The following is a 12,931-nucleotide window of genomic DNA, read 5'->3' on the forward strand; positions in this document are numbered from 1 at the left end:
GAATATTTTATAGAAGATTACGGAATACGAGATTGCTTAAGTGGTGACTGGTTTTCAGACGTGTTCTATTCCGTTCTGGGGGGGGGTCCGTCCGGCGCCAGGGGGCGCCGGACGGGAAGGCTGCGACCGAGGGCGGATCGCAGCCAGGGAAGGCCGGCCGCAAGCGCCGGACCAAGATCAAGGGGAAGGCGCGTCCGCGCGACAAGAAGCAGCGACCTGCCCAGAGTGTCCGCCTCAGCGATCAAGAGCACGCCATCATCCAGGTCGGCGCCGATGCCGTCGGCATGAGTCTGGCCGGCTTCCTCGCTCACTCCGCGCTGGCTGCCGCCCGTGACCAGTCCCGCACTGCCGCCACCATTGCCACCGAACGCGATGTGCTCACAGAGCTGTTCGCCATGCGCCGTCAGCTCGGCTGGGCCGGCAGCAACCTCAACCAGGTGGCCAAGGCCCTCAACTCCGGCGGCGATGTACCCCACCTCAAGGAAGTGCTTGCCGACATTCACTGCACGGCCCACGCCGTGAAGAAGGCCGCCGACCGGGTCACCAACCGCCAAGAGCAAGAAGGCGAGGCGGCTTGATCCCCAGCATCCACAAGCAGGGCAGCCGCACCCTCGGCCTGCTCCGCTACCTCTACGGCAAGGGCACCCACGAGGAGCACATCGACCCGCACCTGGTCGCCTCCTTCGACCACATGGCACCCGACCCCGGCCGCGACCCCTCGGCCACGACGGAGGACCTCAAGCAGCTCCTCGACCAGCCCCTCCATCTGCTCGACGCCGACCAGCGACCCGAGAAGCACGTGTGGCACTGCTCGGTGCGCGCCGCCCCCGACGACCCGATCCTGACCGACGAACAGTGGGCCGACATCGCCCGCCGCATCGTCGCGGCCACCGGCATCGACCCCGGCGACGGTGCGGGCTGCCGCTGGGCCGCCGTCCGGCACGCGGACGACCACATCCACATCGTCGCCACCCTCGTACGCGAAGACGGCCGCCGCCCCGACCACCACCGTTCCGGCAAACGCGCCCAGGCCGAAGCCCGCCTCATCGAAGCCGACTACAACCTCCACCGCGTCACCCCCGGCGACGGCACCGCCGCGAAGTGCACCACCAGCGCCGAGCGGCACAAGGCCGAACGTCTGGGCAAGGAACGTGCCTCCCGCGAGGAACTGCGTGAGACCGTCCGCCGCGCGGTGGCCGGTGCCGCTTCCACGGACGAGTTCCTCGGCCGCCTCAAGGACGCCGGGCTTCTCGTCCGCGTCAAGGTCATGCCCTCCGGTGACCTGAAGGGCTACAAGGTCGCCCTGCCCGACGACCGCAACGAGGACAAGGAGCCGATCTACTACGCCGGATCCACCCTCGCCCCCGACCTGTCCCTGCCCCGCATCCAGAAACGCTTCACCACCGACTCCGCCCCAGCGGAGACCGCCGACAGCGAGCGGCCGGAACGCCCCACCGCGCCCTCGGCACCCGCTGCGGCACGGCGCACCACCGCCCACGCGGCCTGGGCAGCACTGCTCGTCCTCGACCACAGCGGCGACGACGGCGCGACTGCCGCCCAGATCGCCGCCACCGGCGAGGCCCTCGACGCCCTCGCCAAGACCTCCGCCCTCCACACCCGCAACGAACTGCGCCAAGCGGCCTGGGAGTTCGAGCGGGCCTCCCGCTCCCACACCCGAGCCGAGTTCCGCCACGCGCAGGACCTGCGTCGCGCGGCCCGCGACCTTGTCTACGGCGGGCCCGCGTTCGGCCGGGGCGAGGACGGGGCCGGCACCGCGATGGTCTTGGACACGCTGATCTTCCTCGCCATCGCCGCCGCCCACTGGCACGCCCAGCGTCAGCACGCCCAACAGGCCGAGGCCGCCCACCGGACCGCCGAGCACCTGCGGGCCGCCTACCAGCAGGCAGCCACCGAACCCCTCACCGTGCTGCGCGAACGTGGCCGCCGTATCGCCCCGTCCCTGCGCCACCACCACGCCACCACCGTGCGCGCCGCCCTGCCCGACCTCGCCGAGACCGTCCTGGCCGAGCCCGGCTGGGACGCCCTGGCTGCCACCCTCGCCGACGCCACAAAGGCAGGCCACAACCCGCAGGCCCTACTCGCCGAGGCCGCCGCCCGCAGGGAACTGGGCACCGCCGATTCCATCAGCGACGTCCTGGTCTGGCGCCTGCGTCACATGGCCAGCCTTCCCGCCTACGCGCCGTCGCCCCCGGAACCCACCCAGGCCAGCCTCCTCCCGGCCGGCCAGGCCCCGACTCCGCACATCGCAGCGCCTTCGGCACCACGCGCACCGCGCCGCTGATCCCGACACGGGTCCGTAGCCGACCACGCCGCTGACGACACCGGCTGCGCGTTGCACGATGGGCCCGACCGGTTCTCCCGGTCGGGCCCATCACGCATTTATGCCAACAGCCAGCAACGGCCCCACGTTCAGAGACGCTCGGCCTCGTTAAGCCGTATCCACCAACGGTCAACTCCGAGTACCTGGACCGAGGATGAACGCCGGGGCGCGAAGCGCTGTCCCATGGCGTCGAGTCCCCATCGGCGTCAGGGAGCGCCATGCGCCTTGTCGACGGCCTTCGCCAGGTGGGCGTCAACCAGGGCCGCGCTGCCAGAAACTGCTACGACCACCGTCCCGGTACGGACGGCCGTCTGTTTGACCACGCTGGCGCGACCGCCAGCGGTGAAGGTGAGCAGCTGGCTCCACCGCTCGTCACCCAGCCTCGGGGCGGGCAGCTTCCGCGTCGTGACCGTGATAGGGGTGGCGCCGACGAGCACCTGGTACGTGGGGCAGGAGGTCATCGCCTCGAAGATCTGACCCACGCCTTTCGAGAGGTTGTCCTCGGTACCGCTGTACAGCTCCTCGGCCACCTCCGAGTTGCTGCCGCCCTCATAGGCGAAGGACGCCTTCGCCTTGCGGGGGAAGTCGAGGCTGCCGCCGACAGCTACGTCGCCGCCCAGCTTGTCCAGGGCCGGGCAGCCGGACACGGTGACGTCGTCGTGCCGCTGGGGCTGCTGCGGCTTGCGGGTGTAGCCCTCGCCAAGGTCGCTCTCGTCCAGGAGGCGCTTGCTCAGCTCGGCCGAGGACAGCAGCGCGGACACCGCGGCGCCCTTGGCGGCGCGGTGCGCCTGGGCTGTCGCCGAGGACGCCTTCCTAGGGGACGTGGAGGAGACGGTGGAACAGCCCGCCAGGGCGGGGACGGCTAGGGCACTCAGACACAGAGCGGTGATGGTGTGACGACGCATGCGGAACCCCCAGGGTGCTGCGGAGCGGATGGTCTGACTGAACCGACCCGGTTACGGTGTCGGCGGGTAGCAGGGGGTGGGGGCTCAGTGGCCGAGGTGGCGCAGGCCGTCTTCGAGGGTGGGATGGAACCGGTCGACCGGCCCGGAGTTGCGGTTGTACCAGGCCGCGTCCAGGCCGGACTCCCTCGTCTCGTGGCCGGCCCGGCAACGCAGCCACACCGAGTCGTCACGCAGGCAGAAGACGATCCAGTCCCGGTACGAGCCGCACGCGGGGCACGTACGGACCTCGCAGTCGATGACGAGCGGCTGCTCCCAGCGCATCATCAGCCCGGCCACCTCCTGTCGCGACGGGACCCGCAGATCCGGCGGCAGGAACTCGGACACCGCCCCCTCGGGTGCGGCCGGTGCCAGCGCAGCCGCGCCGTCGGCGTTGTCGGGCAGGGGCGGTTGGCTGTGCATCTGTAGCAGCGTGTAGCCCGCGCGCTGGGCTTCATGGAATGCGCGGTCCGCGCGAGCTCGTCGAAAGAACAAGATCTTCTTCCTCTCTGTCTTCTGGTGAGCGCAGGGCACGGGGCGCACCCGCGCTCACCTGCTGAAACTCAGGGAAGTTGGCTACGGCTAGCGCCACAGCCTGCTCCGGGGAGCGGTGTCGTCAGTTGCGGCGGACGACGGTGAGCCGGCCCTCGGCGCCCTTGGGCACGGTGCGGCGGGGCACCGGGACCGGTGAGGCAAGCGATGACGCGAACACGGCCACCAAGTCGTTCGGAACACTGGCGCTGAAGCTCGCGCACCACAGGTACGAGGCGCCGAGCACGGGTTCCGCCCACGCCTGCCAGCCCACCAGGTCAGGGCGCGGGTCGGCGTCCTCGATGAGCGGCGGCAGCATCTCCATGGAGACGCTGGAGGACAACCCGGGGTCTGTGGCGGTGGTGCGGGGGCGGTCCACGTCGCGGATCCAGCCCTGGGCACTGAGCGCGTTGATGACCGTCTCAGGCCCGTCGAAGCTGACGTGGGGCGCCTCGCGGGCGTCGAGCGCTATGAGGAGATCGGCGAGCGCCTCGGGAGGGATACCAGCGGTGAAGTACGCATTCCACTCCGTCAGCGCGGAAGCGGCATGCGGGCGGGCGCTCAACTGCCAGGCAACGGGCAGTCCGCCCAGCTCGAACGGGTAGGCCGCGAGGATCCACTCGGCGCCGCGCAGCCCGTCCGGGCTCACGTACAGCAGGGTGTGGCGGGCCGTAGGCCACATGCGCCAGCCGAGGCCGGCCAGGGTGTCGCCGATCCGCTCGGCGAGTACGCCGTCGTCACCGGCCAGGTGGCGGGGAGTGACCGAGTACACCGGGTCCGACGAGTCGGAACGGGAAGGATCGCTGGAGTGGTGCGGGTGCAGGGGCGCCTCCGTGGGCTCAGGGGAGGTTTTCCGTCAAGACGTTGTACGTTGACATGGTTTGCAGCAGCACACCAGTCTTTGCGGGATCTTTCCTGTCTGCCCCCGGCGAACTGTTGTCCTTGGACAGCGAATCCAGTCGTCCGCCCCGCGCTGGCCTGCGGCGACTAACTTGATTGTCAAGGGCGTTGATGAGGCCGTCCCCGCTCACCAACGCCGTGACCTGCGACGACTGCGTTGGATGTCAAGGAATTCCACGGACTGGGTTCGATGTCGGCGGACAAACTGATTGACCTGTCTCACCGGAGTTGGGTCGTGTCTCACTGAAGATGGACAGATGCTGGTCCGTCTCATCGAAGGTGGACAGCAGGCGCGCGACCAGCTCGAAAGTGGAGCCGGAGTCGGAACTCACCGTCGATGGTGCGCCGACCCCCGACACCGGAAAGGCGCCTGCCGGTGAGACCTCCGTAGCCTCGCGCTGACGCCGAGGCCCTGGCCAAGTACTCGATAGATCGGGCGTGACCAGCGCTACCGTGCATCGGTACACCTTCGGTGAGACGGGTCGGCTGCGCACCTATGCCGAGAGGATCAACTGCGGACCGGGCATCACTCCTGGGCGGAGGCGGTCAACTCCATCATCGCCTGGGCGTAGGTTGCGCCGTCAATCTCCTCGTCGTGGTACTGGCGCATCAGCTCGTCGATCTTGGCCTGTAGCTCTGTCCGGTCCATCGTTATCTCCCAACATGTCAGTGTCGCAAGGTGGGGACAGTAGCGCGACACGCACCGCACGACGGCGCTTTCCCCAGATCGAGGACACCTTGCCCTTCCACTTCGAGCTGGTCGCGCGCCTGCTGTCCACCTTCGATGAGACGGACCAGCATCTGTCCATCTTCAGTGAGACACGGCCCAACTCCGGTGAGACAGGTCACTGATGCAGTGGCACCCCACCATCAGCCCAGGCGGTAGACGCGGAGCGGGCACGGCTACCAGTGCCCGCTGGTAGCCGTGCCCGCGACTGGGCTGGATCTGGCCGGGTGGCTGTGGCGCTGCTCAGCAGCCGACGGAGGCGGGTAGCACGAAGAAACCGGTCGAGGGAGGTGCCGAGGCGCTGGCACCCTGGGGCAATGTTGTTCAAGCTCACCGGATCCAGTTGCTCGGGCAAAACGACGCTCGCCAACGCCACAGCTGGCAGGCTCCGGCAGATCGTCGTGCACGACTTCGATGAACTCGGTGTGCCAGAGGGCGCCGACCTTCACTGGCGCCATCGAATGACCGAGTTGTGGGTGCAACGCGCGCTGGAGTACCAGGATCGTGGCATTGACCTCCTACTCACCGGGCAGTCTCCCCTGGGCGAAGTCCTCGCTGTGCCCTCCGCGCCACTACTGGACGGCATCGCCGTATGCCTGGTCGATGTCGCCGACGAGGTCCGGCGCGTTCGACTCGCCGAGCGTGACCCCGGCCGGTGGGACGCTCCGGCGGTCGACGCCTTCATCGGCTGGGCCGCATGGCACCGGAAGCACGCCCTAGACCCCCGTCACCGGCCCGACGTCGTCATCGACAACAGCTGGCCCGAGATGGCCTGGCAGTGCTGGACCAGGTGGCACGCCGATGATCCCCGATGGCGCACTCAACTGCTCGACACCACGGACCAGCCGGTCACGAAATCCGTAGATCAGGTCGAGCGGTGGATCACTGAGCAGCGCGAAATGCATCGGGCTGGCCGACTCGCCCTGGGCCACGGCTGGACTTCATGATCCGATCGGGCGGTCCGGGCGTGCAACTGCCATCATCACCCACGTCCACCAGGCCGGTCGTGGCCCACGTGAACTGCCGACCGAAGCAGTTGCCCACTCGGGACCTGGACACCGCCGAGCCGTCAGCGACGTCCTCCTCCGGTGTGTGAGTCAGATCGCCGGCCCATCTGCCGAGCCTGCTACACCAGCACACGGCCGCCCCGCCAGTGACCCCGCCCCGATCACGACAGAAGCAGCACGGACGACAGTCGAGCTTTCCTCCGACGCCGAGATCTTTGCAATCGGGCGATCCGGCAGTAGCCGAAGCGGGTAAACTGGTTCACGGTCGCACGAGAGCGTTCTTGGTCACACTTGGACTGCCTTCGTGCGGCCACTTTCATGCCCTGGCCAGGGACTGCGCTCGGAGAGAAAGTCCGGCGAAGGCAGAGACCCCGGGCCCCTAGAATGGCCGTCGTGACCGACAACACTCAGCGCCCCGACAGCGGGCTAAACAGCTCCCCCGAACTGCCGACTCAGTACGCGCCGGCCGAGGTAGAGGGGATGCTGTACGAACGCTGGGTAGACCGCGGTTACTTCGAGGCCGACGCGAAGAGCGACAAGCCCGCGTACACGATCGTCATCCCCCCGCCGAACGTCACTGGCTCCCTGCACCTCGGGCACGCCTTCGAGCACACGCTGATCGATGCCCTGACCCGCCGCAAGCGCATGCAGGGTTACGAGACGCTGTGGCAGCCGGGCATGGACCATGCCGGAATCGCCACGCAGAACGTGGTCGAGCGTGAGCTCGCCAAGGAGGGCAAGTCCCGCCACGACCTCGGGCGCGAGGCATTCGTCGACCGTGTCTGGCAGTGGAAGGCCGAGTCAGGCGGGCAGATCGCCGGCCAGATGAAGCGCCTCGGCAACGGTGTCGCCTGGAGCCGTGACCGCTTCACCATGGACGAGGGTCTCTCCAGGGCCGTTCAGACCGTCTTCAAGAAGATGTTCGACGACGGTCTGATCTACCGCGCCGAGCGGATCATCAACTGGTGTCCGCGCTGTCTGACGGCCATCTCGGACATCGAGGTCGACTACCAGGACGACGACGGCGAACTCGTCTCCATCACGTACGGCGAAGGCGACGAGACCCTCGTCGTCGCGACCACCCGCGCCGAGACGATGCTCGGTGACACCGCGGTCGCGGTCCACCCGGACGACGAGCGGTACGCGCATCTCATCGGCAAGCAGATCAAGCTGCCGCTGACCAACCGCAGCATCCCGGTCGTCGCGGACACCCACGTCGACCCCGAGTTCGGCACCGGCGCGGTCAAGGTGACCCCGGCCCACGACCCGAACGACTTCGCCATCGGCCAGCGCCACGGCCTGGAGTCGCTGACCGTCATGGACGAGCGCGGTGTCATCACGGTGCACGGTCCGTTCGAGGGCCTGGACCGTTTCGAGGCCCGCTCCGCGATCGTCGCCGCGTTGCGCGCTGACGGCCGGATCGTCGCCGAGAAGCGCCCGTACGTCCACTCGGTGGGCCACTGCTCGCGCTGCAAGACGACGCTGGAACCGCGCCTGTCCCTGCAGTGGTGGGTCAAGGTCGAGACGCTCGCCAAGGCGGCCGGGGACGCGGTCCGCGACGGACGCGTGAACATCCACCCCGGCGACATGTCCCAGCGGTACTTCGACTGGGTCGACAACCTCAACGACTGGTGCATCTCACGGCAGTTGTGGTGGGGACACCGCATCCCGGTCTGGCACGGCCCGAACGGCGAGACGGTCTGCGTCGGCCCCGACGAGCAGCCGCCGACCGGCGAGGGCTGGACCCAGGACACGGACGTCCTCGACACCTGGTTCTCCTCCGGCCTGTGGCCCTTCTCCACCCTCGGGTGGCCGGAACAGACCCCGGACCTTGAGAAGTTCTATCCGAACTCCGTCCTCGTCACCGGCTACGACCTCATGTTCTTCTGGGTCGCCCGCATGATGATGTTCGGCCTGTACGCGATGGACGGCGAAGTCCCGTTCCGCACCATCGCGTTCCACGGCATGGTCCGCGACGAGTTCGGCAAGAAGATGTCGAAGTCGTTCGGCAACACCGTGAACCCGCTGGACTGGATGGACAAGTACGGCTCGGACGCCGTCCGCTTCACCCTGGCCAAGGGCGCCAACCCTGGTACGGACGTGCCGATCGGCGAGGACTGGGTCCAGGCGTCCCGGAACTTCGCCAACAAGATCTGGAACGCCACGCGCTTCGCGCTCATGAACGGCGCCACGATCGAGAGCGACCTCCCGCCCGTCGAGAAGCTCTCGGCCACGGACCGGTGGATCCTGTCCCGGCTCAACGCGACCGTCGCCGAGGCGGACGCGTACTACGACGACTACCAGTTCGCGAAACTCGCCGACTCCCTCTACCACTTCGCGTGGGACGAGGTCTTCGACTGGTACGTCGAGCTGTCCAAGACCACCTTCTTCGAGGGCGGCGAGCAGGCAAAGGTCTCCGGCCGCGTGCTGGGCGAGGTCCTCGACGTCACCCTGCGCCTCCTGCACCCGGTCGTCCCGTTCGTCACCGAGAGCCTCTGGACGACGCTGACCGACCGCGAATCCCTCGTGATCGCCGACTGGCCGACGGACAGCGGATTCCGCGACCCGGCAGCCGAGGCAGAGATCGAGAACCTCCAGCAAGTGATCACGGAGGTCCGCCGCTTCCGCTCCGACCAAGGTCTGCAGCCGGGTCAGAAGGTCCCGGCCCGTCTAGACCTGTCGGGCACGCAGCTCGCCGCCCACGAGGCCGCCATCCGCCAACTGCTGCGCCTCCAGCCGGAGGGCGACGACTTCAACGCGACCGCGACGCTCCCCGTCGCCGGCGCCACGGTCGCACTCGACCTGTCCGGCACGATCGACGTCGCGGCCGAGCGGAAGCGTCTCGCCAAGGACCTCGCGGCGGCCGAGAAGGAGAAGGCCCAGGCGCAGGCCAAGCTCGGCAACGAGACGTTCCTGGCCAAGGCCCCGGACAACGTGGTCGACAAGATCCGCACCCGCCTCGCCAAGGCGGAGGAGGACATCGTCCGTCTCCAGACCCAGATCGACAATCTGCCGTCTGCCTAGCGGCCAGGCCAGTGAAGAAGCCCCGGACCGTGGTCCGGGGCTTCTTGCTTGAGTGTGCGGCGGTTACGGGATTCCCAGGCACTCGAACGGACTCGACAGGGAGAACTCCCTCTGACGTGCGACCGTCAGGGCCTGCTCGACGTCGTGCGTGGCCATGCGAATCAGGTCGTCGAGTCGAGAGGGCTTCGACGCGAGGACGTCGCGGGCAATGTCTTCTGCAGTGCCGTCGCGCTGGAAGTGGTGCTGGAACAGGTCGAGGTTCTTCTCGACCACGAGGAGGGTCATGTCGAACTCGGAGATCGCGGCGTTGGACACGCGCCGACCGCGCGAGTGCACCCGGTACTCGTGCAGCGGGCCGGAGATGCACACGATGGAGTTGTGCGCTCCGTTGCGGAAACGCCCGGCGAGTAGGTTCACGGCAAACGCCCAGTCCCCCCACTTCAGTACCTGCGGGTCGTACATGCCGCCGCGGATGGCGTCGTCGCGGCGGTAGACGATCGAAGTGGGCACGTGGTGCTTGCGCAGCACCAGCTCCTCCCGGCACGGATACGAGGAGATAGTGAGGCCCTCGAATTCGCCGATCATGCGGGACATCGTGTGCACGAAGGCCACGTGGTCGTGCGTCCGGAGGATCTCGACCGCACGGTCCGGATAGCTGCCGTCCACGAGGAGTTCTGGTGCAGTGGCGAGGCGGTCGTCGGCGTCGAGCTGCATGACGTACTCGAAGCGCGCGGCTTCGACACCAGCATTCCTGGCCGCGTGGTGCCCGCTGTGGCCGAGGCGGATTACACGTACCTCCGGTCGTTCGCCGCATGCTGCGATGGCGCCGAGAGTGCTCTCGTCGTCCGATCCGTCATCCACGATCAGGACCTCGAACGGGAACACGTGCGGTTGCCCGATGAGGGAATCCACGGCCTCGATGAGGTAATCGCCCGAGTTGAAGCAGGGGATGACGAAACTGATCCCTACTGGCGTGGTCGACTTCACGATAATCTCCCTGTCCCTGATCAGGCCGACGTGTTTGCCGTAATGACGGTGGCGCGGACCGCTTCGAAACAGTTGGCCCCGGTTCGGCTGTCTGTTTCGGCGTGCTCATCCCAGAGCAGCGTGACGTCCCACCCGTGGTAGATACGCTCGATGAGGCGCTGGAAAGACTCGGGCGAGTAGCCTGCTTCACCCTCGATCTGCCGGAGCCGACCCGCTGTGGATCTGCGGGTGATCGACGTAAATACCTCAAGGTAGTGATAGTTCTTTGACCGTGCGTTGGCGACCGCGCTTTCCAGCACGGACTCGACGTCGGGTTCTGCGAGGTAATGCAGTACATCCTTGGCGACGACTATCCCGAAGTCCCGGTCAATCGTGTACTCCTCAACGAGCGACTCACGTACATCGATTCGCTGGGCCAAGTCCCCTTGCCCCTCCAGCCGTCCCAGGAGCACGCTGCTGGGAACCTGGTCGACAGCAACCACCCTGTACCCCGCCCGAGCCATGGCAACGGTGTGGTTCCCCGCGCCGTAACCGAGGTCTAAAGCCGTCCGCGGAGTTCCTTCCCCGACCGAGTCCAAGAACAGGTTGAACCGCTCCGATGTCGGGGCCTGGAGGTTCTCCGCCGTGTTCCTCCCCCGCCGGATTGCATCCACGTAGAAGGCATGCACGGACGCCTTCGACACAAGGTCAGCCATTGAACTCCTCCTCAGTCACTGTGAGATGGGCACTGCGAGCCACTAGAACGGGACCTCGATCAGGCGGCCCGGAGTGAGGACCGCCGAGGCGAGCGCCTCGGTCACCTTCATCGGGAGGAGGTGGCTGGCCAGGGAGCTCCGCTCCTCCGTGCCGTTCAGCCAGTGCTCCATCAGCTGACGGTTGCTGTCGCTGTGGAACAACCCGTCGAACGACTCCTCCGACACGTACTGCTCGTCGGGGAGGAGAGCGGCGTTGGCGCGCGTAGTCACACGGGCGAAGGCGTCGATCCCGTCTGCGCTGACACCACGAGGGATGTCGTAGCAGTGGACGTGCGTGGAGAACAGCGTCGAGATCTGGGCCTCCATGTCGACGCTCGAAGTACGGCCGTTCACGTTGTAGAGATCCGGAGGGAGCTCGTCCCAGTTCCGGATGGAAGGGGTGGTCTGCTCGAAGGACAGCGTGCCGAGCGAGACCGTCCTGCCCGACGCAATGTCGACGAGACGGAACGTGGAGGTTACGTCGGTCTCGCCGAACCGGAAGCCGTCGTCGGCGTCATCTGGCCAGAGCGGATCGCCGTCCTGGAACCTCCTCGTGATCGGCCGGGACATCCGCTGGCGCTGGTCGATGGGGAACGCGCCGAAGCCGCTGAGCTCCAGTTTGAACTGGCGCTCAGGGAACAAGGAGGAGTTGAGCGAGAGGATCTGCGTCGCGAGATCGACGTAGTGGTACGCGCCGTGCATCATCATCCCGTAGCCGTACTTGTACGGGTGATCGTCGCGACTCTCGAACTCTCGCTGAAGATTCCACACTCCGCCGGCTGCCCGGAGATGGAAGGAAGTCAGGGGAGCTTCCCACCTATCCATTCTCTCTCTGAGCGACGCGAGGACCTTCTGGTTGTAGATCGGGTGGTACCGACTCAGGGTCATGACCGAGTGCTCCGCCGGAGAGTCGACAGAGACCCCGATGAGCTCCTCCATGGTCTTGGTGATGTGCGACGGCTTGAAGCGGCCATCCACCATGGGCGCCAACACGGGCTTCTCGACAAGCGAGTTGATGTGGTTCTCCACGCAGAACCGAAGGTATGCCTCATGCGCCCGTACTTCCGTGGCGATGTATACCTTCGTCGGTATTCCTGGCGTACGGAGACGTCGCACTGCCGCTGCGATGATTTCCTGCGGAGTCTCCCGCACCCGGGCATCAGAGTCCGGGAGGTAGACAATTCCTCGCGGCTTCAGGTCAATAGCATGGACTCGCTGTTCGATTGCCGACCTCTGGCACTCCAGGTCGATGATGGAGTAGGAGTCGATATGGCCTGACTGGACGGCACCCTTGATGCAGGGAAGGTACTTGTTGGCGACGATCTCATCGAAACCGACCACAATGAGATGATGCTTCGCTATCACGAGTCCACCTTTCAGGGATGCCCAAGAGGCATGGCGAATGCGGTGAGTTTTTGAGCGCACGCCACTACAAACCGAAAGGCTGCAGTGCACGGTTACTGCAAGTTCAGCAGTCGGGAATTCCCTGCCTGCCGCCGTTCATCGCTCCCTTGGAAGGCCCGTCAGACGAAGAGAACGGCATAGCTTTGCGACGACGCGGGCATCAGATCGACAGCCACAGCGGAGCCCCTCCGATCTCGTACGGATACTGGAGACCGAGGCGGGTAAGCGATCGCCGCGTCGGTGTGACCATGACAGCGGCTCGGGGGTGTGCGGAGTATCACAAGCTGTTGCCGAAGCTGCTCATCAGCAGCTCATGGCCGGTTGGTCTGACTTTT

Annotated in this window: 11 protein-coding genes; 4 read left to right on the forward strand and 7 right to left on the reverse strand. The window is 66.8% G+C overall.

Going from position 1 to position 12,931, the window contains the following annotated elements; all coding sequences use genetic code 11:
• The first annotated feature begins 47 nt into the window (after nucleotides 1-47).
• A complete protein-coding gene (locus tag ACWCRB_RS09935) occupies nucleotides 48-578 on the forward strand; it encodes a plasmid mobilization protein (protein ID WP_450995634.1) in 531 nt (176 codons plus the stop codon).
• Nucleotides 575-2,302: a relaxase/mobilization nuclease domain-containing protein gene (locus ACWCRB_RS09940; protein ID WP_450995571.1), complete on the forward strand. Its 1,728-nt coding sequence runs from the start codon at nucleotides 575-577 to the stop codon at nucleotides 2,300-2,302. Before ACWCRB_RS09935 ends, ACWCRB_RS09940 begins: the two co-directional genes overlap by 4 nt.
• A gap of 245 nt (nucleotides 2,303-2,547) precedes the next feature.
• Here the strand turns inward: ACWCRB_RS09940 and ACWCRB_RS09945 are convergent, their stop codons facing one another.
• From ACWCRB_RS09945 to ACWCRB_RS09960, 4 genes are all read right to left on the reverse strand, one after another.
• A complete protein-coding gene (locus ACWCRB_RS09945; protein ID WP_450995572.1) occupies nucleotides 2,548-3,246 on the reverse strand; it encodes a hypothetical protein in 699 nt (232 codons plus the stop codon).
• A gap of 84 nt (nucleotides 3,247-3,330) precedes the next feature.
• Complete coding sequence (locus ACWCRB_RS09950; RefSeq protein WP_329219713.1) at nucleotides 3,331-3,705, reverse strand: hypothetical protein; 375 nt, start codon at nucleotides 3,703-3,705, stop codon at nucleotides 3,331-3,333.
• A 193-nt stretch (nucleotides 3,706-3,898) separates the two neighbouring features.
• Nucleotides 3,899-4,585, reverse strand: coding sequence for a DUF317 domain-containing protein (locus ACWCRB_RS09955; protein ID WP_450995573.1), 687 nt, complete (start codon nucleotides 4,583-4,585; stop codon nucleotides 3,899-3,901).
• Between the two features lie 654 nt (nucleotides 4,586-5,239).
• Nucleotides 5,240-5,362 (reverse strand): hypothetical protein, encoded by a 123-nt coding sequence (locus tag ACWCRB_RS09960; protein ID WP_329219709.1) that lies wholly within the window; start codon nucleotides 5,360-5,362, stop codon nucleotides 5,240-5,242.
• Between the two features lie 395 nt (nucleotides 5,363-5,757).
• Between ACWCRB_RS09960 and ACWCRB_RS09965 the strand changes: the two genes are divergently transcribed.
• On the forward strand, nucleotides 5,758-6,387 hold the full coding sequence (locus tag ACWCRB_RS09965; RefSeq protein ID WP_329219702.1) for a hypothetical protein: 630 nt from the start codon (nucleotides 5,758-5,760) through the stop codon (nucleotides 6,385-6,387).
• A 444-nt stretch (nucleotides 6,388-6,831) separates the two neighbouring features.
• Nucleotides 6,832-9,471: a valine--tRNA ligase gene (locus ACWCRB_RS09970; protein WP_450995574.1), complete on the forward strand. Its 2,640-nt coding sequence runs from the start codon at nucleotides 6,832-6,834 to the stop codon at nucleotides 9,469-9,471.
• Nucleotides 9,472-9,534: 63 nt separating this feature from the next.
• On the opposite strand, the gene ACWCRB_RS09975 is transcribed toward ACWCRB_RS09970, so the two are convergent.
• From ACWCRB_RS09975 to ACWCRB_RS09985, 3 genes are read right to left on the reverse strand one after another with little or no spacing between them, the layout of a single operon-like run.
• Nucleotides 9,535-10,458, reverse strand: a complete 924-nt coding sequence (locus ACWCRB_RS09975) for a glycosyltransferase family 2 protein (RefSeq protein WP_450995575.1) — start codon at nucleotides 10,456-10,458, stop codon at nucleotides 9,535-9,537.
• Nucleotides 10,459-10,478: 20 nt separating this feature from the next.
• A complete protein-coding gene (locus ACWCRB_RS09980; protein ID WP_450995576.1) occupies nucleotides 10,479-11,153 on the reverse strand; it encodes a class I SAM-dependent methyltransferase in 675 nt (224 codons plus the stop codon).
• A gap of 42 nt (nucleotides 11,154-11,195) precedes the next feature.
• Complete coding sequence (locus ACWCRB_RS09985; RefSeq protein WP_450995577.1) at nucleotides 11,196-12,557, reverse strand: hypothetical protein; 1,362 nt, start codon at nucleotides 12,555-12,557, stop codon at nucleotides 11,196-11,198.
• Between the last annotated feature and the right edge of the window lie 374 nt (nucleotides 12,558-12,931).

It is taken from the genome of Streptomyces sp. NPDC002156 (assembly GCF_053593675.1).